Origin of the sequence: Pantoea sp. DY-15 (assembly GCF_019795935.1) — a bacterium.
Classification (GTDB): domain Bacteria; phylum Pseudomonadota; class Gammaproteobacteria; order Enterobacterales; family Enterobacteriaceae; genus Pantoea; species Pantoea leporis.
On record NZ_JAIMIF010000001.1, the window covers coordinates 1,637,760 to 1,658,604 of the forward strand.

The 20,845-nt window shown below is 48.6% G+C and carries 19 protein-coding genes and 1 tRNA gene; 2 read left to right on the top strand and 18 right to left on the bottom strand.

What is annotated here, in order from left to right; all coding sequences use genetic code 11:
• Positions 1-12: 12 nt before the first annotated feature.
• Positions 13-1,023 carry a type I glyceraldehyde-3-phosphate dehydrogenase gene (gap, locus tag K5Y32_RS08055; protein WP_210080819.1) on the top strand — a complete coding sequence of 337 codons (1,011 nt, stop codon included), beginning with the start codon at positions 13-15 and terminating at the stop codon, positions 1,021-1,023.
• Positions 1,024-1,079: 56 nt separating this feature from the next.
• Here gap and phoA read toward each other — a convergent pair whose 3' ends face one another.
• Complete coding sequence (phoA, locus tag K5Y32_RS08060) at positions 1,080-2,486, bottom strand: alkaline phosphatase (protein ID WP_222182684.1); 1,407 nt, start codon at positions 2,484-2,486, stop codon at positions 1,080-1,082.
• A gap of 244 nt (positions 2,487-2,730) precedes the next feature.
• On the opposite strand from phoA, the gene K5Y32_RS08065 reads away from it, so the two are divergent.
• A tRNA-Ser gene (locus tag K5Y32_RS08065) sits at positions 2,731-2,818 on the top strand.
• 117 nt (positions 2,819-2,935) lie between these two features.
• Here the strand turns inward: K5Y32_RS08065 and K5Y32_RS08070 are convergent.
• The 17 genes from K5Y32_RS08070 to K5Y32_RS08145 all read right to left on the bottom strand — a co-directional run bounded on the left by K5Y32_RS08070 (position 2,936) and on the right by K5Y32_RS08145 (position 20,830).
• Positions 2,936-4,285, bottom strand: coding sequence for a VasL domain-containing protein (locus tag K5Y32_RS08070; RefSeq protein WP_222182686.1), 1,350 nt, complete (start codon positions 4,283-4,285; stop codon positions 2,936-2,938).
• A 36-nt stretch (positions 4,286-4,321) separates the two neighbouring features.
• Positions 4,322-4,762, bottom strand: coding sequence for a type VI secretion system baseplate subunit TssE (tssE, locus tag K5Y32_RS08075; RefSeq protein WP_222182688.1), 441 nt, complete (start codon positions 4,760-4,762; stop codon positions 4,322-4,324).
• A gap of 2 nt (positions 4,763-4,764) precedes the next feature.
• Positions 4,765-5,298: a type VI secretion system lipoprotein TssJ gene (gene tssJ, locus K5Y32_RS08080; protein WP_192411648.1), complete on the bottom strand. Its 534-nt coding sequence runs from the start codon at positions 5,296-5,298 to the stop codon at positions 4,765-4,767.
• Complete coding sequence (gene tssG / locus K5Y32_RS08085; RefSeq protein WP_222182690.1) at positions 5,273-6,370, bottom strand: type VI secretion system baseplate subunit TssG; 1,098 nt, start codon at positions 6,368-6,370, stop codon at positions 5,273-5,275. Before tssG ends, tssJ begins: the two co-directional genes overlap by 26 nt.
• Entirely contained in the window at positions 6,325-8,088 is a 1,764-nt protein-coding gene (gene tssF / locus K5Y32_RS08090) for a type VI secretion system baseplate subunit TssF (protein WP_222182691.1), read from the bottom strand. The genes tssG and tssF overlap by 46 nt, the downstream gene beginning before the upstream one ends.
• Positions 8,089-8,110: 22 nt before the next feature.
• Positions 8,111-9,346 carry a hypothetical protein gene (locus K5Y32_RS08095; protein ID WP_222182692.1) on the bottom strand — a complete coding sequence of 412 codons (1,236 nt, stop codon included), beginning with the start codon at positions 9,344-9,346 and terminating at the stop codon, positions 8,111-8,113.
• 2 nt (positions 9,347-9,348) lie between these two features.
• Entirely contained in the window at positions 9,349-9,612 is a 264-nt protein-coding gene (locus K5Y32_RS08100) for a PAAR domain-containing protein (protein ID WP_222182693.1), read from the bottom strand.
• Positions 9,613-9,688: 76 nt separating this feature from the next.
• Complete coding sequence (locus K5Y32_RS08105) at positions 9,689-10,885, bottom strand: sel1 repeat family protein (RefSeq protein ID WP_255602442.1); 1,197 nt, start codon at positions 10,883-10,885, stop codon at positions 9,689-9,691.
• 83 nt (positions 10,886-10,968) lie between these two features.
• Positions 10,969-12,813: a phosphatidylserine/phosphatidylglycerophosphate/cardiolipin synthase family protein gene (locus K5Y32_RS08110; RefSeq protein ID WP_222182695.1), complete on the bottom strand. Its 1,845-nt coding sequence runs from the start codon at positions 12,811-12,813 to the stop codon at positions 10,969-10,971.
• A complete protein-coding gene (locus K5Y32_RS08115) occupies positions 12,810-12,947 on the bottom strand; it encodes a hypothetical protein (protein ID WP_192411639.1) in 138 nt (45 codons plus the stop codon). Before K5Y32_RS08115 ends, K5Y32_RS08110 begins: the two co-directional genes overlap by 4 nt.
• 101 nt (positions 12,948-13,048) lie before the next feature.
• Positions 13,049-14,329 carry a sel1 repeat family protein gene (locus K5Y32_RS08120; protein ID WP_222182696.1) on the bottom strand — a complete coding sequence of 427 codons (1,281 nt, stop codon included), beginning with the start codon at positions 14,327-14,329 and terminating at the stop codon, positions 13,049-13,051.
• 2 nt (positions 14,330-14,331) lie between these two features.
• Positions 14,332-16,176, bottom strand: coding sequence for a phosphatidylserine/phosphatidylglycerophosphate/cardiolipin synthase family protein (locus tag K5Y32_RS08125; RefSeq protein ID WP_222182698.1), 1,845 nt, complete (start codon positions 16,174-16,176; stop codon positions 14,332-14,334).
• Entirely contained in the window at positions 16,173-18,902 is a 2,730-nt protein-coding gene (locus tag K5Y32_RS08130; protein WP_255602444.1) for a type VI secretion system Vgr family protein, read from the bottom strand. The genes K5Y32_RS08125 and K5Y32_RS08130 overlap by 4 nt, the downstream gene beginning before the upstream one ends.
• Before the next feature lie 80 nt (positions 18,903-18,982).
• The gene (locus tag K5Y32_RS25025) at positions 18,983-19,138 is read right to left on the bottom strand and encodes a DUF805 domain-containing protein (protein ID WP_370635094.1); all 156 of its coding nucleotides are present in this window, start codon (positions 19,136-19,138) and stop codon (positions 18,983-18,985) included.
• On the bottom strand, positions 19,069-19,380 hold the full coding sequence (locus K5Y32_RS24865) for a hypothetical protein (protein ID WP_255602446.1): 312 nt from the start codon (positions 19,378-19,380) through the stop codon (positions 19,069-19,071). Before K5Y32_RS24865 ends, K5Y32_RS25025 begins: the two co-directional genes overlap by 70 nt.
• 188 nt (positions 19,381-19,568) lie before the next feature.
• The gene (locus K5Y32_RS08140) at positions 19,569-20,066 is read right to left on the bottom strand and encodes a DUF805 domain-containing protein (RefSeq protein WP_222182702.1); all 498 of its coding nucleotides are present in this window, start codon (positions 20,064-20,066) and stop codon (positions 19,569-19,571) included.
• Positions 20,067-20,113: 47 nt separating this feature from the next.
• The gene (locus tag K5Y32_RS08145) at positions 20,114-20,830 is read right to left on the bottom strand and encodes a hypothetical protein (protein ID WP_222182704.1); all 717 of its coding nucleotides are present in this window, start codon (positions 20,828-20,830) and stop codon (positions 20,114-20,116) included.
• Positions 20,831-20,845: the final 15 nt, after the last annotated feature.

Genomic DNA, 20,845 nt, shown 5'->3' on the forward strand with positions numbered 1-20,845 from the left:
AAGGAGTCAATCATGACTAAGATCGGCATTAACGGCTTTGGCCGTATCGGACGTAACGTTTTTCGTGCAGCTCTGGGCAGCGATGATATTGAAATCGTCGCCATTAACGACCTCACCGACAGTAAAACCCTCGCGCATCTGTTGAAACACGACTCCCTGCTCGGCAGGCTACCGGCGGAAGTGGAGGCCGGTGAGGGCGAATTGCGCATTGATGGCAAAGCGGTGCGCGTGTTCAGCGAGCGCGATCCGGCGAATATTCGCTGGCGCGATGTCGGCGTGGATATCGTAATTGAAGCCACCGGCTTCTTCACCGAACGCGACAAAGCCGCAGTGCACATCACCAGCGGCGGTGCTAAGCGCGTGATTATCTCCGCGCCGGGCAAAAACGATGACCTGACAATTGTGCTGGGCGTGAACGATCAACGTTACGATCCGCAGCAGCACTTTGTGGTGAGTAACGGCAGCTGCACCACCAACGGCTTAGCGCCAGCGGCGGCGGTGCTGCACCAGGCGTTTGGTATCGAGCACGGTTTAATGAACACCACGCATGCTTATACCAACAGCCAGGTGCTGCACGATCAGCCGGAGAAAGATCTGCGCGGTGCACGGGCGGCGGCGTTGTCGATTGTGCCTTACTCAAGCGGGGCGGCGAAGGCGCTCGGTCGGGTGATTCCGGAGCTGGAGGGTCGATTGACCGGCTATTCCCTGCGCGTGCCGGTGCCGGTGGTGTCGATTGTGGATTTGACCGTGACGCTGAAACGCGACGTGACCGCAGAAGAGGTGAATGACGCGTTTAAAGCCGCGGCGGCAGAAGGTCCGCTGAAGGGGATTCTTGGATACAGCGACGAGCCGCTGGTATCAAGCGATTATCAGGGCGATGCTCGTTCATCGATTATTGATGGTCTCTCTACGCTGGTGATTGGCGGCAATCTGGTGAAGATTCTTGCCTGGTACGATAACGAATGGGGCTTCTCCAATCGTCTGGTGGATTTAGCGCGGTTGATGGCAAAACGCGGATTGTAATCGCATTTGATTTTGTAGGGTCGCCATTCATGGCGACCTTTTCACCAATCACTCCGTTACTTCAACCCCATCGCATCCTTCAGGGTAAAGAACAGATCGGTCTGATCGGTCAAGCCCACCACGTTGGCCGCATGCGGGCCGTACGCCGCAATGCGCACCTGCGTGCCGGTGTGTTCCTGCGAATCCTCTTCTGAATTGCCGTAGCTGATGGTCATCACCGCGCCATCTTTGGTATTCACCGCCTGCGTCAAACCCGGCGCTTTGGTGCCGTTTTCCACGATCTGACTGCTATGCGCGTGATCGGCGGTCACAACCACCAGCGTGTCGCCATGTTCGCGCGCAAAGGCCAGCGCCTGCTGCACCGCTTCATCCAGATCGACGGTTTCACCAATCTGACCGCATGGATTAGCCGCATGATCCTGCTTATCAATCGACGCGCCTTCCACCTGCAGGAAGAAGCCTTTCTCATTGGTGCTCAACAGATCGATGGCTTTTTTGGTCATCTGCGCCAGCGTCGGTACCGAAGCCGGACGCTCTTTATTCACTTCACAGGTCACCACCGGCTTATCAATGTTGCCGTGATAGCTGGCTTTCGGTCCCTGCCAGCGCACCGGCATATTGCCGTCGGCGAACAGACCGAGCACCGGCTTGCTCTGATCGGCCTGCTGAATCGCGTTCATGCCATCAAGATTATCAATCCACTGATAACCCAGCGCCTGTGCCTGTTCGCGCAGGGTTTTACCCTGATACTCACCGGCTTTGGCGGTTTCACTAAAGGATTTCGCGCCGCCGCCCAGCGTGACGTCCGCACGGGTTTTCAGCATCTGCTCGGTAATCGATCCTTTACCGCCCTGCTCCAGCGCGTTAGTGGGGCACAATTCGCTGGTTTTCTCCGGGCCGTAGCATTTGCGCGAAGTGACGTGGGCGATCAACGCTGCTGGTGTGGCATCCTGCAGCTCAGCAGTGGAAACGTTACCGGTGGCTTTACCGGCGGCTTTCGCCAGCTCAAGAATCGTTACCTGATCTTTGCCGTTCACGTCGACGCCAATCGCGCCGTTATAGGATTTGGTGCCGGTGGCCCACGCGGTGGCCGATGCGGCGGAATCCGTCACGTAATTCGGCTTGTGGGTTTTCTTATCCAGTGAATAGTGCGTGTATTGACCGGTAAGCGGCAATGCATCAAGGCCGGGGAAGAAACCGCCTGCGCCCCGCGCCTGATTACGCGCGGCTGTGATTTCCGAATCTCCCATGCCATCACCAATCAGCAGAATCACGTTTTTCGCGGTGCTATTACTTAATGACGCTTTCAGCGCTTCGGTCTGGTCGCCGGTGAGACGACGCGCGCCGCCGTGCTCGGTGACATCGCCGGTAGCAGCGCGGGAATAGTGTGCATCGTCTGCCACTGCTGATGTCGCGATCAGAGAAGCCAGCAGCGTAACCGTAAAGAGAGGTATCTGTTTCATTTCTAAGTATCCTTTTCCATAGATATAACCAAATGTTTCCGCGGACAAGTCTGCGACAGTGCGGTGACATTTTTGTGACAGAGAGGGAATGATTTGATGACAGAATCGCCATGATGAGCAGGCTAACGGCAATACGCTCAGAGCTTAAGCGAATAGAACAAAAGGAGAAAATAGCGCTTGACCCTTTTCAGCGATCTCCCTATAGTAGCGCCCCGTTGACCCAGCGCGGTTGACAAAAAAATGCGGTGAGGTGTCCGAGTGGCTGAAGGAGCACGCCTGGAAAGTGTGTATACGGCAACGTATCGGGGGTTCGAATCCCCCTCTCACCGCCACATTCTAAAGAAGAGCCTGAACGAAAGTTCAGGCTTTTTTTTGCCTGTTTTCTGCAAGGGGGATTCAAACCCCCGCAGAGTTTGATAGCTGCGAATACCGGTTGGCTGCGGATTTTGCTAGTCCTGCTCTTTTGACGATGTAGCTATCGTTTGGTAACTGGCGATAAGCTGCTTCAGGTGCATTTCCGCTTGTGTTAACTGATTCTGTGTAGCGTCATCGTCCGATTGCTGCAACACGCGCAGTTCCTCTTCCAGTGGCACCGTTACGTTGAACGCCTGCGTCATATTGTAGACCGCTGTTTTCAGTTCGCTCACCGTCAGATATTTGCCGCGCTTCTCGTCAAGTCCATTCAGGCGCTGCGACAACGCGTTGAGCTGCTCCATGCCCTGTTGCCATCCCTGCATTTTATCTGCTGGCATTGCTGCCGCGTTAAGCTGCTTGTTCCACCGTGCGCTCATCGTTTTAACCGCATCCGAATCAGGCCACAACAGGCTGGCCTGCATTACCAGCGCATTACCGAGCTGCAGATTCCAGTCCGGCGATACGTTTTGTAGCCGGTTCAATTGCTGCTGCGTTTGCTCCAGCCATGCCGCTTCGTTTAGCCATTCGGCGGGATTCGCTTGCAGCTCAGCCATCATTTCCGGTGTGAGAGGCGCAGCAAGTGGTGATATTGAAGCCAGTAATGCCTGCTGCAACGGAGATTCCTGCTCAGTTTTTTGCACAACCAAATAGCCTGTAGCGGCGATGAGTAACACGCTCAGCAGCGTCGCGCCCACGCCACTGATAAATGCCCGACGGCGCAGCCGCCGCAAATCGGGTGCCGGCGCACCCGGAGATGGAACGTACACCCAGCCACTGACTTCTGCACTTGCTAACGTCAGTGCGGGCTTCTCAATCGGAACGACTTCAGGCAGCTTAGTCACAGCATCAGATTTTGAAACATCGCAGTGTTCCAGCATCACCACCGCACTGCGAATGCGGTCCAGCAGCGGATCAATCTGACTAAGCTGACGCAGTTCAAGACGTTGCAGATGATCGCCAACCTCGCTGAGCAAGCGCGCCGCCTGGCTCAGCGCCGTTAAGTCTGCTTCGGTTATCATTTGAGTACGCAGGAATTGCTGCAACCGACGACTCAGTCCCGCCAGCAGTTCGATACGTGAATGTGCCGGTTGCGGCCATAACGTCGGCCAATCGCGGGTAATCAATGCTACTAGCACCGCCAGGCCTTCCGTCATACCTGCCGATCCTGCTGTGTTCGCGCGCGATAGCGTGTACCAGACCGCGCTTTGCAGCTCGACACCGTTTTTTTCGAACAGCGTTAAACAGAGCGTGGAGACGTGCGGCCAATCGACATCCGGACGCGCCGGATGCGTGAGTTTCTGCATTTCCTGGCGCAGCGCGGCATATTCAGCGAACGCGCGCGGATCGCCACCGGTTTTGACGAAGCGAGGTTGAGATGAAGTCATTGCTGTGTTCCGAAAAGCCCTAATCAGGCGAAAAAATTAAACAGATGCCCTGGCATCCAGATATTGCTGCTGTTTCATGTGACGGATCATCACGTGCCCTTCCGGCATAAATTCGGTGCCGAAGCGCACCAGTCCGCCCTCTTTGAGTTCGGCATCAATGGCATAGCGCAATTCGCCGGGCTGCGTCTGCTCCAACATCACAATGCCAACCCGCTTCAGACGCGGCTCATATTTCAGTAGCACGCCGGAAAGTGTGTGCATCAACTGGTGCGCGGTGCCGGGCATGCCCTGCAGGATGCGCGTCATATCGGGCAGGCCGTAATCCGGCAGGTGCGCCAGCGAACCGGCGCGGCTGTTGAGAATGCGCTGCATGTTATCCAGCACCGACAAAATCACCTGGTTCTCTTCGCCAACACGTTCCAGCTCCAGATCACCTTCAAAATTGCCGTACAGAATGTCGTAAAGTGAAGGTGTCATGATTACTCCTTCTTCACGGCCAGCAACGTCAACGTACCGTCGCCCAGTTCAATAATGCGCGCCTTGTCGGGATCGAGGTCGTCACGCGTTAGCACCAGCCGCCATTTCTCATTCTGCTGGTCCGGTGACAAAAACATGCCCGCTACTGCGACAAACTTTGCATTCTCTTCCATCGGCACATCAATACTCACTGACTCGCCGGGACGCACGCTCACCGATTTCTCCGCCACTAAATCGGTCTTCAGCGCCTGGCTGTCGGCGGCCAGCAGCGATGGATAGTCCGAGCTGTCGAACGCTTTACGATCCTTCAACTGCCAGACGCGCACCACGGTGGTCAACGCTGCGCCCTGAGCATTGCGGTTAACACCTTCGCGCGCGACAAAGTCGAGGTGCAGCGTTTTAATCTGTTTGTAGAAAATGGCTCTGGTCATCGAAACAGTGCCGTCCGACACTTTCTGCGTCAGTCCGCATCCGCTGACGGCCAGCGCGAATATTATAGGGAGCAGGGTTTTACCAGCGGTAATCGCCTTCTTCATCGGTCTCAATCCTTGATGTGTTGACCCGGACGCGCTCATAGCGGCCGAGCTGAATAGTAATAACGTCATCTCTTTTAGAATGTGATGCGCTCAACTGGGGCAGCACGGCAGTGCGTCCCAGCAGCACCGCATCAGCTTCACGGCAGCTTAGCTGCGCATCGGGTAGCAGGCTGCGCTCCACGCATAGCTCCAGTCGCGCATCGAGCTTCGCTCCGAGATAAACGTGCAGCATCGCCATAAAATCGCCATGCAGTTGTCCCCCCGGCAGCCAGCCGCTGACTTCGTCGCGATTGTCGGTAAACAGCCGAATCAGCACCTGGCCATTGACGTCGGTGGCGTGCGTCCCCATCACCGGGCGATTCTTCATGCTCACCGGCTTACGTACACTCATCGCCAGGACGTTTCGCTGCTCAATGCGGCGCGGCTCCCAAGGCTTTATCTCCGCTCGCGTATCCGGCGCCAGCAGGGTGACCAGCGAACTCACACCCTCACCGGTGCGCCCCGGCAGCAACATCACTGGCAGAAGCGCCAGGAAACGCGATACCGGCGTGGCGACGTTTTCCGCACAGCCTTTAATGCCGAGTCCGGCCAGTCCCAGCAAATACTGCGAGGTATTATCGCGACCGCCTTCTGCGAAGGTTGCCGGATAGGAATACTTGCGCCAGATACGATAGAACTGGGTGGTCAGGCGATGATTAAAGATATCGAGAAAATCCTGCATCGCCTCATGGCCATCACGGCGCTGAGCGATGTCATCGATATAGCGCGTTGGCAGCGGCGATTCGGTGCCGTACAGCCCCATAAAGTTGACGCGCACAGTCGGCGGCAAACCGGGACGGGCAGGATTTTCATAGCCGCGGATTTCGCCCGCCGGAAAGCCCATGCCCGGATGCGGTCGGAAGCGTACCGGCTCATGGCGCACCTGCCAGCCGCTGCCGGGCACTGGCGCGTCGGGATCGCTTTGCTCAAGCAGCTGGCAGAAGCGGTAAAAGTTCATGTAAGGCAGCCGGTCACCCAGCTGCGCAATTAGCCGGGCAGGCGCTGGCTGTGATTCTCTTTCCACCGGATGCATTTTCCTTCTGGCCGGATGATGAGGGAGAGCTGAATGAACTGATTCATGTCGGCGTAAAGTGACAGGAAGCGGTTGAGCATCTCGCCGAACAGGTTGATGTCACCGTCACCGGTGAAGCCATTGCTGTCCAACGTGATTTCCACTTCGAGACCACGCAGCAGATAACCGTTTTCAAAGCGCTGCAGACGGTGATGCTGCACGTCAAGAATGGCGTCGAGCTTGCGGTTACACAGCTCGTCATCCTGCCAGTTGTAGAGCGCCAGCGTGCCGCGTAGCACTTCTGCACTGCTCATCATATTGATGAAGCCAGAGCCGAGATGGCTCAGCACGCGCCAGTGAAAGCGATCTTCTGCCGGTGGATAAGCGGGCAGCGTTGGACGACACAGGTTGCGCACCGTTACCGGCGTCTGTAATACCTGTTCGCAGCGATCCAGCAGCGTGCTCTGCAGCGCCCGGCGCGGTAGTTGACCGTTAGTGCCGGTGATGCGCAGCGACAGCGTATCTTTGGCAAGCTCCTGCCCCGCTTCCCATTGCTGGCCGCCGAGAATGAGCCAGGTATCGTGTAGCCCGCTCACGCCTTTGCGCACGCGGGTATGGAAGTAGCGCTCAGGTGCCAGGCGACGCATCATGCCGCCCTTGTGGCGGAAACTGGAGAACGGCACGTAATCTGCGCTGCCGCCAATACCCGAACCGTTAACCGCATCCACCGCGTAGATTTCGGTATGGCCGTCCTGCAGTCGCTTCGGACGAAGCAGGTATTCGCTCTCCAGTCCGCTCACCGTCAGCGGATCCGCCTCCAGCGTGAACAGGTTGATCACCGGCACGCAGTGCAGCCGCAGTGATTCATCCGTCACCGGCAGATCGTTCTGCCACTGCGCGCTGAACACCACCTCAATATCGAAATACGCAAGGCCCAGTGGCAGCGTGATGTTCTCCAGCCCGTTGAGATGAACAAAGCGGAATTTCTCCGGGAAGGTGAAATATTCCAGCAGCAGCTGATAGCCACTGAATGCGCTGTCGCCCTTAGGCCACAGCCGGTCATCGTCGACAAATCCGCCGGGGCTGAACCAGCCGTCGAGCCGCGCACGCTCTTCCTGACCCGCAAGGCGGATATACAACGCCGCCTGGCGACGCGTCAGCATCTGGTGCAGCGCGTTACTGACCGGTACGTCTTCACCCAGCCAGAAGCGCAGGCGGCTCAGGTCGGTCTGATTCCAGTCAGCCTGACCGCTGCTGTTGATGCGGATGCGCAGCAGCGAACGCCCATCCGGCTCGGTTGCCATTGTCACGCCAGCGACTTCCAGCGGATTCAGCGTCAGCGCCTGCGTGGTGCGGTAGCGGCACACGGTGTTTTTCGGGCCAACCGGACGCGAATAGACCTCCAGTCCGGCTGGCGCCACCTCCGCCATTTTCATTTTTGGCAGGTCCGGCGTCAGCGCCACTACCGACAGTGAAGGAATGGTGCGCAGATAATGCGGCCAGAGCATGCTGACCAGCCCTTCGGTCAGCTCCGGCAAGTCGTCATCAATTTTCTGACGCAGCCGACCAACGGAAAAGGCAAAGCCCTCCAGCAGACGTTCAACAAACGGGTCCGGCGCGCCAGCCCGGTCAAGGTTAAGCATCGCAGCGCGATCAGGATGCGTAGCCGCAAATTCCTTTGCGGCATCACGCAGGTAGCGCATTTCGGTATCGTAATAGCGCAGGGTGAGATCTTTCATTATTGAGCCATGTGTTGTTGCGTTAAGTATTAGAGTTTTGGTCTTTAGCTGGCACGATCAGCGTGGCCCACAATTGCTCGGTTTCTAATCCCGTTCCACTAAGCATGATCTGTGGACCTTCATTCAAAGATGAACTGGCGCAAGCGATAGTAAGCCAGCATGCAGCAGGCCCCGGATAACCCAACGTGCTGTTAATGTCGTGCAGATCCTGTCCAATATTGAGCGGTAACGATAGCGCTTTAAGAGCCATTGCTACCCTCTGCTGCCATGAAGAATGTATGCCAACCAACCATCCGCTTTTGATTTGTTCAGTCGTGGCATCTCCCCACAGCGCAGCATGTTGCACCGCATAGTTCAGATCCTCCTCAGTCACACTGTAAGCCTGTTCAGGTCGATGCAATTGCGCTAGCGGTTTGGGCAAATCTGGCAAACCCGGATTTGCCAGCAGTAAATAAACTAGCGATTCAGCCGATCCTTCCAGCTGTACAGGGGCAAAATTGACGGCTAATACTAAAAGCAATGAGGATTTATTGCTGCAATGATCAAGCCACTCATCAATAGCTTGAAGTCCAGAACCATGCAGCCATTCAATCGCTTGCTGGATATGAGCATCGTTAAAATGTTGCTGCCACATTTTTTGAAAATTGATATCCGGTATGCCGATGTGATTTTCCAGTAGTAGATGCAGCGGTAAATCAGATGGAAACGATGCTAACGTCTTACTCAATTGATTAATTGTTGCGGTCATTGCTTGGTTAAGTATTTGCTCCGGCGATTGTTCAGCCGTGGCATTTAACCGGCTATGTCTAATACCGCGTTCGCTTTGCCATGAAGGCTGGGTTTTCAGTGCCTGCTGTTTTTGTTGGATCGCCTGCCATTGTTTTTTACCATCCTGATCATCAGGAAAACGCAATGCAGTATGAAGGCTGACGTCTAAGATGTTGAGGTAGCGCTGACCCAATTGCACTTGTTGCTGAATAGCCTTTTCTCTTTTAGCATTCAGTTTATCAACTGTTGCAACATCCCCGGAATAATAAACCATTCGAAGGACTAACAGCGTGAACCAAATAGCGGCTGGAATCACTAATGCTTTTTCCCAAAAGGCTTCAGCATCGATGGCTTTATTTTCCAAATTTACTGACATTTGATAAGCGGTGCCAGATACCAAAAACAGAGCGAGTAATAATAGCCAGATCCACAATCTTGGTAATTCAGGTTGTTTGAGCGCAGTAGGTACCTGCCTGAGGTTGATTGCCATAATTACTCTGCCACAGCTTGTGTCAGGCTGGAGATTAATTCACAACCACACGCACACCGATGCCCCTGAAATGCCACTGGCACACCATTATCTTTAAACGTAGCATGGCCCTCAGCAATGAAATTCTTACCGTGACCAATAATAGGACAAATAACCGCATCCCCCTTACGTGCTGCGCCGATACCAGAAAATTTCATTGTGGTTGAACCTTCCAACACCGTGCCGCCACCAGCATGGCTATCGCCTAATCGGATAATTCCTTTCATTAAATCACTCCTTTAAACTGAGAAAACGCCAACATTTTTTGGCGGCAATACATTTAAATAAAACAAACCATAATATTTAAACCTCAGCAATTAAACGCCACGCCATCATTTTCTGTTCAATCACAATTTTGTCCTCGAATGGCCAGGGACGAGTGACTACGCGCCGTACTCTGTCAGCTGGCAGAATATCCCCCTGATTAAAGCGCACTATCCTCTGGGTATTTAGGCTGTTGTAATCCCACCATTCCATTTCCCAATATCCACTCACGGGACACACCTCACCATTACGGCATGATAGCTTGATGGAATCATCACGAACAAAATGTGGTGACTCTGGTAATGGTTTGCCGGTAGCAGGATCGAGCTGTTTATCCCGCGCCATTTGGTTAATCAGTGCTTCACTGGGCTTTTCAGGTGGAATATTGGCTTCTCTTTCTTCCAGCCATTTCAACTTTCCATCCCAGGCTGGTAACGGTGCGGGTGGCAATGGAACTATTTCGTTTATTTCTGGAACTTTGGGATTAGCATACGAGTAACGGGATAAAATTTTCTTAATATCATGATAACGTCGAGATCGTTCTTTATCTTCCTTTAGTCCTAAATAATAAAGATCATTGTTTTTATCAGCCCCATTAAAACCACCAGATAAATAACTAGCCGAACTCGAATCTCCTGCGGCCACTCCTAATTGAAACATTTCAATTGCATTATGAAACTCATTGCTTATCTGGTAGTTGATCCCCAAAGCGTTTGCTGCATCTCCCTCTCCCTGCTCAGCAGCACAACGACGCAACTTTCGACTAACACTTGGTGCCATATTTAATGGTGCAAGTATATTAGCCACGTAAGCCTGGGCCTGTGGGCTGCCTTCATCTGCGGCTTTACGCATGTAGCGTAATCCCATTTCATAGTCTTGCTTAAGACCAGCTGCTTCATTATGTAAATATAGAGCTATAAAATAATATCCAGCACCAATCCCTTCGTCAATTAACGTCTGACTGAAACTCAATTTCTCTTCATTATTTAGGATGAAATAACCTCTCAACGATCCATTTAATAAATTGATAATAGCTTTTGCATTTTCATGTTCCGCTGCGATACGGTATAAGCGTTCTATTTCGGCATTAGTATTTAAATCCTGTTTGAGCTGATTATTTTTTTGCAACCAGCGACCGTAACTAAATAGTAAATAAGAGTTATCACTCCCATTGTTAACTCTTTGATATTTACAAGAAAAGTCTAACTTAATCTTTATTGCATTCAATGGATTCATTGCGTCACTCTTTGTTGATAAACTGATATTTTTTTGATCGCATGCAACAAGAAAAAGGGCTAAAAATATTAAAAATCTCATATTTAATCTAGATCACTTAATTTGTTTTTTGAATACATAAAAGGAACAACCGAAGCTTTAGGTGAACTACCTGAATCTTTTAACGCCTGATTCTTTTTTATCAAATCATTCCAATAATCAAATGCAATTTCAGGATCATCCTGCCCACCCAAATTATTCGTATGCAGATTCCATAATCGCTTCCTCATCTTCTTGGTTACTGGTGCATTACAATGCGCAATATTCATTTCACTATCGACCTGCATACTTCGTGTGTTGATATTGGCTGAACCATGGGTGGTAAAAACATCATTGATAATCATCAGTTTTGAATGAATATAAACTGGCATCCAGTTATTTCCCTCTGAATCAGGTGCCACCAGCGAACAGACGTGGATTTTTAATCCCGGATGCTCTACGGGGACAACGGCACTATTGTCTATTTCCTGCATTTTCGCTTTGACTTCCGCCTCTTTATCCTTCCTTTCCTTAATATATTTTATTTTTTCATCAAGTGAGGCATCAATCGATGGCGGACTTGGCATTTCATTCCACAGCGCCTCTTTACGTCTTAATTTGGTAATACCTGGAATGGTATCTGCCCGGCCTAAACTCTCCAGCATACGTTGCGTGTTTACTGTACCTGCTCCAATACCGCCATCAGTCACATTAGTGGTAACAAAAACATAAAGCGAGCCGTGTTTACCCGGATCGCGCCCTCCTCGAGTTTGATCCGCAGCGACTTTCTTAATCAATTCTGCCAGTGGTGGCCAGCGGAAATACTGGTTTTCAATATAGATAAACTGTGTGGCGTTATTTGTTGCCTGTAAATAGTGTTTCTCAATATCGCGCTTACCTGCCTGCGCCTGGGTGCGCAGCAATTGCGCCATAATCGGCGTGCCAAGTGATTTTTGCGGCCGCATGTTTTTAGCAGCCTCACTGGCATTACGCTGCCACAGAAGATTCTGCCCGGTTTCTTTCTGCCAGGCAGTCGCGAAATTATGGTGTAAATGTTCCAGGACTGGCCCGGTTACCCGGCTTGAAATATCCTGCCGTGGCAGAGCACCGGTCGCACCTTTATTCGGTTCGGGTGCATGAGCACCCCGATTCCTGGCTGAGTGTGCATCAGTATCCCAGTACTCATCCAGCATGTTATGTCCCATCACAAAACCCACGGCCCTCTCGGGCAGTTCATAATCCACTAATACGGTTTTTTGATGATGTGTGACAGTTCCTGCCATAGTAGCAATCGTTGAGTTACTCAGGTTTTTATCAAGAGCCTTAAATTTTGCCTGGTATGCAATTTCAGCACGATCCCTCGCATTAAAACCACGGCAAACAAAATGTGGAAAAGGATAAAGTTTCTCAAGCGTGCTTTCTTTTCCCCGGACCATCTCCTTCATGGTATTAAAGCGCGCAGAGGTTTTAAACCACCAGCAGTCATAATCAAATTGTGTATCGGTAGAAGTCTGACCTGCGCGGTTTCTTACAATCGGCAAAAACTTTCCAGGTAAATTTGCTTCATCACCAAATCCGGCAGTATTAAACGGCATTTCCCAGGCCAGTATTCTTACTTCAACGCCACGCTTTTCAGCAATATCAATCAATAATTGCCCAATACAGGGTGCTTTGCCATCACGCACAAAATACATCGAAGGCTGGAAACCCCAGCAAATAATATCCACTGATTTACGCGCATTTTCGATGGCATGATGCACCGCACCAAATGCTTCCTCACCATTAATCAATGGATAATATGTTGCTGGCAAAGGGTGATATTCGCTGCCCTGTACAAACCACGGCGGTGTAATCACACATTGCTGGGTCATATCAGTTGCAATAGGTGAAACGATATATGACTGACTCATGCGTCTTTTTCCCTGTCATTAATACCATCAAGTAATGCGGCATAGAGCGAACGGTGCCCGGTGTGCGAATCCGGAGCATTAATTTCTTCTGCAGGTTGCGAGTGATGATGATGAATGCCGCGATTTGCCAGCATGACCCTCTTTATTACTGAAGAATTAAAATGTAACGTTTATGGCATGCCGCCAAACTTCGGACGTCAAATTTAGGTAACATCAGAACTTTTAAAAGAACACCTTAAGCTTCAGCGATTAAACGCCACGCCATCATTTTCTCTTCAATCACAATTTTGTCCTCAAATGGCCAGGGACGAGTGACAACGCGCCGTACTCTGTCAGCTGGCAGAATATCCCCCTGATTAAAGCGCACTATCCTCTGAGTATTTAGGCTGTTGTAATCCCACCATTCCATTTCCCAATATCCACTCACGGGACACACCTCACCATTACGGCATGATAGCTTGATGGAATCATCACGAACAAAATGTGGTGACTCTGGTAATGGTTTGCCGGTAGCAGGATCGAGCTGTTTATCTCGTGCCATTTGGTGAATCAGTGCTTCACTGGGCTTTTCAGGTGGAATATTGGCTTCTCGTTCTTCCAGCCATTTCAACTTTCCATCCCAGGCGGGTAACGGTGCGGGTGGAAGTGGCACAATTTCATCTATTTCTGGAATGGAAGGGTTTGCATAAGAATAATCATTCAGAATTGTACTTATAATTTCATATCTTTTAGTACGTTCAGTATCTTTTTGTTGCCCTAAATAATTAATTTTTTCTGATATTGTCGGACCGTCAAAACCATGTTTTAGGAAGCTTGCAGATGCTGCATCACCTGCAGAAACGCCTAATTGGAATGCTTCAATGGCAGCCTCAAATTGCTTGTTTAATTGATAGTAAATCCCTAAGGAAAGCGCAGACCTTCCTTCTCCTTGCTCTGCTGCACAACGGCGGAGTTGTAAACCAATCTCAGGAGCAATATCTTTTGGTGCTAATTTATCACCAACATAAGCCTGCGCTTGTGGATTTCCTTCATCAGCAGCTTTACGCATATAACGTAAAGCCATCTCTTGGTCTTTCTGTAAACCTGCAACACCATGCTGAAGATAGATCGCAACAAAATAATACCCAGCACCAATGCCATGATTAATTAACTCCTGACTCATACGCAAACGCTCATCATCTTTTAAATAAAAATACCCTCTAAGTGAACCATTTTGTAAGTTTATGTTAGCTTTAGCATTACCATTCTCTGAAGCAATACGATAAAGGCGTTCTACTTGAGAGTACACGTTCTCATCTTGTTTAAGTTGATTATTTTTTTGCATCCAACGCGCATAGTTAAATATAACCTCTGCATCAGGCGATGACTCAATCATTTTTTGCCGGCTGCAAACAAACTCTTTTTTATAATTTAAATTTAACAATGAATCCATGGTGCCTTTACCTATCAATGAAGCATATCCCCTGCTCTGATCGCAGGCAATAAGCAGTAAAATAAAACACAAAATATTTTTCATGATTAATCCAAATCGGTTAACTTTGTTTCAGCATAGTAAAACTCAATAACAGAAACTTCTGGAGGATGATGTTCACCTTCAAAAACCTTATTACTTTGAATTAATCTATCCCATTCTATGTATGCTTCCCGTGCATCATCCTGCCCACCTAAATTATTAGTATGCAAATTCCACAATCTCTTCCGCATCACCTTTGTTACTGATGTATTACAATGAGCAATATTCATTTCACTATCAACCTGCATGCTTCGAGTATTGATATTGGCCGACCCATGCGTGGTAAATACATCATTGATGATCATTAACTTAGAGTGAATATATACTGGCATCCAATCATTTGGATCAGAGTCAGGAGCAACTAAAGAGCAGACATGAATTTTTAACCCGGGATGTTCTACTGGAACAACCACACTATTATCAACTTCCTTTTCTTTTGCTCTGATTTCAGCTTTTTTCTTATCTCGACCCTGAATATATTTTAATTTATCAGCGTAGGTTGCATCAATAGATGGTGGAGTTGGCATTTCATTCCACAACATCTCTTTACGTCTTAATTTGGTAATTCCAGGTATAGTATCAGCACGCCCCAAACTCTCGAGCATACGTTGCGTATTCACTTTGCCAGGCCCAATTCCCTGCTCACTCACATTGGTTGTAACAAAAAGATATAGTGATCCGTGTTTTCCTGGATCGCGTCCTTCACGAGTCTGATCTGCTGCGACTTTCTTGATCAATTCTGCCAGTGGAGGCCAGCGGAAATATTGGTTCTCAATATAGATAAACTGCGTTGCATTGTTTGTTGCCTGCAAATAGAGTTTCTCAATATCTCGTTTACCTTCCTGCGCCTGAGTGCGCAGCAATTGTGCCATTAATGGAGCACCAAGCGATCTTTGCGGCTTCATTTTTTTAGCCACTTCACTGGCATGACGCTGCAACAAGAGATCCTGACCGGTTTCTCTCTTCCATGCAGTCGCGAAATTATGATGCAAATGCTCTAGTATTGGTCCGGTTACCCGGCTGGAAATGTCCTGACGTGGCAGAGCACCAGTCGCACCTTTATTCGGTGGGAGTCTATTCTCACCTCGATTAGCAGCTGAATGCGCGTCTGTGTCCCAGTATTCATCCAGCATGTTGTGACCCATTACAAAACCAACCGCTCTCTCCGGCAGTTCATAATCCACTAACACTGTTTTTTGATGGTGTGTAACACTTGCTGCCATAGTAGCAGTGCTCATATTGCTCAGATTTTTATCAAGGCTATTGAACTTAGTCTGATAAGCAATTTCCGCACGCTCATCTACATTAAAGCCACGGCTGACAAATTGTGGGAACTGCTGCAGTTTTTTTGGTGTAGTTCCTATTCCACGCGATATCTCTTTAATGGTGTTAGCAAGCGCATATTTTTCAAACCAATCCTGATCAAAAGAAAATTGATCATTAGTCGAGGTTTGACCCGCTCTATTTTTAACTCCAGTAATAAATTTACCCGGCAAATTAGCTTCACCACCTAATCCAGCGGTATTAAACGGCATTTCCCAACCCAGGATCCTCACTTCAATGCCACGCTTCTGGGCAAGATCTTCTAATAGTTGCCCAATACATGGGGCTTGACCATCACGCACAAAATACATCGAAGGCTGAAAACCCCAGCAAATAATATCCACTGATTTGCGCGCATTTTCGATGGCATGATGCACTGCACCAAATGCTTCCTCACCATTAATCAGCGGAAAATAGGTCGCCGGCAAAGGTTGATATTCGCTGCCCTGTACAAACCACGGGGGTGTAATCACACATTGCTGGGTTATATCAGTTGCAATAGGTGAAACGATATCTGACTGACTCATGCGTCTTCTTCCCTGTCATTAATACCATCAAGTAATGCGGCATAGAGCGAACGGTGCTCAGTGTGCGAAACAGGAGCATTAATTTCGCCCTCAGTTTGCGAGCGATGATGATGAATGCCGCGATTCGCTAGAACACCTTGCTCTGGATTGCGATAAGTGGCGGCGATGGGAATCTGGTAGCTAACACCGTTTGCCATTACCAAGCGATAAGATTTCGTCACGGTTTGATGTTCAATCGGTAAATTGCCGGTGTTATCCAGCACGCCCTGTTTTATCGCTGCTCCATCGGCGTACAACGTATACGGCATGCCAGCCCAGCTTCCGGCTTCTGCATCAGGTGACATTGGTACTTTGAGATTCAATAATTGCTTAGCGGTGGATTGGATTTCGGGATATTCAGGATGTTCCGCCGTCATACTTGCCGGTCCGCTATAGGCGAAATCTGCTGATTTCACCGCAAAGTCACCATCGGTGCCCAACTCAATTTTGCACGGGTCCAGCGTGATGTAGCTTCCCCCGGCATTCAGCACGATTTTCTTTTTAGCAATGATATGAATTTCATCTTCGGTGCTGGTAATTTCCAGTCCTTGCCTTGCAAGCAATTGCAATTGATCGTTCTGCGCCTGAATCGAAACCGGCCCCTGATTTGCTAATAGCTTGATACCCATTCTGCGCACAAATATATTCAGTCCCTCGCCCACACCGATAAACATGCGTTTGACGATGCCAACATCAGCGTCTGCCTCTGCGGTGGCGATTAAGTTCTTTGCCGCTGCAAGCTGTAAATGTTTACCGCTGGTTAACGCGATTCCCTGCGGCGCACTAAGCAGTGCGACTGCTTGCTTGAGCTGTTCTAACTCTTCGCGCATGAAATTAAGTTGAGTTTCCACTTGCGCAGGTTCTGCGCCTGCGGCTTTTCCATCATCAGCTAACTGCTGCATTTGATTGCCTGCATTGTGCAAGCGGTTAAGTGCATCCTGCATCTCAAGCACTTCTGCACCAGCGCCAGGTTGCTTATCTGCACTTATAAAAATACCGCTTCCAGCACGAATCCCGCCCCACTTGTCCGTGCGCAGTTCAAAACCTTCACCGCGTTTGGCTCTCGAGGAATCAACCAGGTGCCCCAGGCTTAGCTGTGATTTACCACCATACTCGGTGCTGAGTTTGACGTGCTCTTCACCGCGCTTATCTTCCATGCGCAGTTTGTTTGAACCTGCGGTGCGGATAACGTTGCGTGTGCTGTTCTTTTCGGTGACGTGATCGACATGGCGCGAATCATGAAGCGCGTGAGCAATATAAGGCTGGTCAGGATCACCTTCGCGGAAGGCTATCGCTACTTCCGTTCCCTGAATCAGTGGGAAGTGGAAGCCATACATATCGCCGCCATAAGGTTTGGCGAGTCGCACTGGCATGCTCTCCTGCCCGCGATCTTTGCTCTCTTCATCCGCATCAAACACCACACGATAAAGACCTGAAGCGTCCTGCCAGGCGTAGATATCATTATCTTTTGCGCTAGTGATTCGCGCTGTCATAGTGCCGCTGACTTTAGGGCGTACAAGCATTGCTGGACGCCAGCAAATTGTTTCACTGTATGGCACGGCGCCAATCGTCACTCGCATAGCTGATTCCCGACTGGCAACGAACTTCAACTTTATAATTACCAGTGGGTTATGCAGCAACTCTGGCAAGGTTGAAGGAACACTATTGTCGGTTATTATCAGCGTTTGCCCAGCAGCCAGAGAGGGATCGGTGCTTATTCCTGTAATGGATGTTCGGCTAGCGAGGAAGCGTTCATGATCCAAACGTGCATAGAAGTTTGCGGTTTCTGCAGCTGGTGTGTACTTGTCACCAGATTGCGGATGGCGAGGTCGATAATGATAAACCTTGCCATAATTAGTTTCATCGCCATCGCCCCGTGTCATATCCGCTTCCGCAGACCGTAAAATATATTGCGCCTCACGATGGTTATAATCTTTAGCGGATACGCTAGCTTCCACAACCTGATGATTAAGATTTAGTTCCCAGATCGAATCTTTTCCGCAATCACCCATACCTGAAGGGCTGTTAAGCGGCAGCGATTTGACAGTATTAAACGACACCTGACTGTCACCAAAATGGATTACTTCAGTGCGCGCATCCTCCTGTAAGCGAAAGTAGAAAAAAATTCCTACTTCAGCCAGTAAACGTTGAATAAATTTTAGATCGCTTTCTTGGTACTGATTAATTTGTTCGCGCTTTGGATAGCTTTGCTTCAGGCTAAATTGGTATTGCCAGGCTTCCAGACCATGTTCAGTAAGTATTTTCGTTACCACTTCAGGCACTGATTTATTGACGAAAAATCGATGACTGTGGAATTGTTTACCTAGCAGTGAAACAAATGGCTCAATAATAATTTCATAGCTTACTTGATCGCGTGAACCTTGCAATCGCCGAAAGTGAGTTATCACTCCGTGTATGACTTTAACGATTTTTTCAGGCAATACCGATTTCAGCTCATCTGAGGGAGCTTGCATATTTAACCAGACTTTTTTCCGCAGCATCTGCTGAGGCGGTATGTCGCCAGCATCGCTGGTGAAACGAACTGTGTAACGATACAGTTCGCTCATCTCCTCCTTTCCCTCAATCTCTTCAACATCAGTACTAAAGGTGCTGCCCGGTAAATCGAGATAATAGCGATTTAATGAGAACGACAAAACTTTCTGTAGAATACCGGATGTATTCATCATGTCCTCCATGACGTAAAGATACTGATAATTAAGTTACATAGTGAATCTTAAACATTCTACACAGAGCTCTAATTATTTATTCAGAGATAAACCGGATGCGGATGGAGCAAAGGCTTACTGCATAGGTATAATAAAAACAGACTTACAGGAAAGAAAAAAACACTTCCTATAAACAGGAAGCCAAACCACCAGCCTGAGCGGCCAATATCGTGCATGCGTCGAATTCCCAGCGACATAAAAGAAAAATAATGATTACGCTGAAAAATGACATAACAGTCGCAAGACCAATTCCACAAAATATAATCACCCATAAATCAAACCAAATAAGAGCAATAAGAAGCACGGCGCCTGAACATAAAGATGGGAGCGTGCTGACCAGAATAAATGACCAGAATTCCTTGCGCGTGGTGCGGCTTTTATAATCGAATGTTTTATGCCAGGCTCCGGCGTAACATTCCGCTAAACGGTCGTTCATCATTTAATCCCTAGCAGTTAACCCACCTATCGGATCCGGCGCGCCAGCCCGGTCTATTTTCTCCTTCGTAGTGCTATCAGGTTGCGTGGCGGAAAATTCCTTAGCGGCATTACGCAGCTAGCGCATTTCGGTGTCGTAATAGCGCAGGGTGAGATCTTTCATTACGGCATTCTGATTGTTTTTTTATTGCGTTAATGTGGAAGCGGTGATGGTCTTACTGAAGGTTTGCAACACAGATATGTCAGGTAAAAAATAACGCCTAAATTCAACACCAGGCTTGCCCAGATAGATATTGAGAGTGCGATATCCCATGAAAAGTGATTTGCAATACTGCTGACCAGAGCACCAAGGAATGCAGGAATAATAAAAATATTGCTAAGTAGCAGGCTACTAAACCACCAGCCACTCCTATCGATATCATGCATTCTTCTTACGCCTAAGGACATTACAGGGATGATAAGGATGCTTATAAATAACAATTGAAGAGAAAATTCCATCGAAAGGAACAATAAGACATCAACTATGCTACTTCCAGTTAGAGTCAGCATTCCAGTTATTACTGAATATAAGTTTAAAATTATTAAATTAACAAAAATGAAAAACCAAAAATCTTTCCTGCTCGCATATCCTCTATAATTAAAGGTATTGCGCCAGCCAGAAATATAACATCGAACAATGGTTTTGAACATTTCAAACCCAACTCCCAGACATAACACTTAATAATTAACAGTGATAATCATTGCATCGTTGAAATCAAATAAAGAGGACTGAGAATGATATCACCTATAAAAGTAACAGGTGTCATTGCAAGGTTGAATGCCAGCTTTCCAGCATCAACGTTATTGGATAAATAATCAGAGTAAAAACGGACTTGATAACTATCATTTAGAGATGAAGCATCCGGGAATGAATTTCCTAATCGCTGTCTGTTTATGATAATTCCTTCGATGCTTACCAGTCGATGATAGTAACCATTAGTATATTTAAAGCCATTGCTTTCCAGCAATGTTTTTTGCGATGCCGTTAATTCAGCCACAGACTGTCTGGTCATGACATTCATTACTTGCTTAAAGGCAGCATTAACATTTTTATCATAATAGCTATTCACGCCGATATTTATGTATTTATCATGATCATTCATTTTCAATGGGATATTTTTTATGATCGCATCTAATGCAAGCAACTCATTACCATTGACCGTTACGAAGTAAATATTTTTCTCCCCCACAAATCCAACACCGTTTTCTGGTAGTCTGATGATATCCTTTTCACCTTCCCCACCACTTACAGTTAGGCTGACATTGTTATATTTAAATATGCCATTAACCCTGTCTGCGATTTTTATTTCTCGGTTATATCCTTTTGATTGATAGTCATTTAAAGTCCATAAGAGCTGAGTGCAACCGGATAATAAACACACCATAACCAGAGCGAGTACACGAATAGATAACATTGCAACATCCTTTTG

Coding starts and splice junctions, on each gene's coding strand:
- gap (WP_210080819.1), top strand. CDS start 13: ATGACTAAGATCGGCATTAACGGCTTTGGCCGTATCGGACGTAACGTT.
- phoA (WP_222182684.1), bottom strand. CDS start 2,486: ATGAAACAGATACCTCTCTTTACGGTTACGCTGCTGGCTTCTCTGATC.
- K5Y32_RS08070 (WP_222182686.1), bottom strand. CDS start 4,285: ATGACTTCATCTCAACCTCGCTTCGTCAAAACCGGTGGCGATCCGCGC.
- tssE (WP_222182688.1), bottom strand. CDS start 4,762: ATGACACCTTCACTTTACGACATTCTGTACGGCAATTTTGAAGGTGAT.
- tssJ (WP_192411648.1), bottom strand. CDS start 5,298: ATGAAGAAGGCGATTACCGCTGGTAAAACCCTGCTCCCTATAATATTC.
- tssG (WP_222182690.1), bottom strand. CDS start 6,370: ATGCATCCGGTGGAAAGAGAATCACAGCCAGCGCCTGCCCGGCTAATT.
- tssF (WP_222182691.1), bottom strand. CDS start 8,088: ATGAAAGATCTCACCCTGCGCTATTACGATACCGAAATGCGCTACCTG.
- K5Y32_RS08095 (WP_222182692.1), bottom strand. CDS start 9,346: ATGGCAATCAACCTCAGGCAGGTACCTACTGCGCTCAAACAACCTGAA.
- K5Y32_RS08100 (WP_222182693.1), bottom strand. CDS start 9,612: ATGAAAGGAATTATCCGATTAGGCGATAGCCATGCTGGTGGCGGCACG.
- K5Y32_RS08105 (WP_255602442.1), bottom strand. CDS start 10,885: ATGAATCCATTGAATGCAATAAAGATTAAGTTAGACTTTTCTTGTAAA.
- K5Y32_RS08110 (WP_222182695.1), bottom strand. CDS start 12,813: ATGAGTCAGTCATATATCGTTTCACCTATTGCAACTGATATGACCCAG.
- K5Y32_RS08115 (WP_192411639.1), bottom strand. CDS start 12,947: ATGCTGGCAAATCGCGGCATTCATCATCATCACTCGCAACCTGCAGAA.
- K5Y32_RS08120 (WP_222182696.1), bottom strand. CDS start 14,329: ATGAAAAATATTTTGTGTTTTATTTTACTGCTTATTGCCTGCGATCAG.
- K5Y32_RS08125 (WP_222182698.1), bottom strand. CDS start 16,176: ATGAGTCAGTCAGATATCGTTTCACCTATTGCAACTGATATAACCCAG.
- K5Y32_RS08130 (WP_255602444.1), bottom strand. CDS start 18,902: ATGATGAATACATCCGGTATTCTACAGAAAGTTTTGTCGTTCTCATTA.
- K5Y32_RS25025 (WP_370635094.1), bottom strand. CDS start 19,138: ATGTCGCTGGGAATTCGACGCATGCACGATATTGGCCGCTCAGGCTGG.
- K5Y32_RS24865 (WP_255602446.1), bottom strand. CDS start 19,380: ATGATGAACGACCGTTTAGCGGAATGTTACGCCGGAGCCTGGCATAAA.
- K5Y32_RS08140 (WP_222182702.1), bottom strand. CDS start 20,066: ATGTTCAAAACCATTGTTCGATGTTATATTTCTGGCTGGCGCAATACC.
- K5Y32_RS08145 (WP_222182704.1), bottom strand. CDS start 20,830: ATGTTATCTATTCGTGTACTCGCTCTGGTTATGGTGTGTTTATTATCC.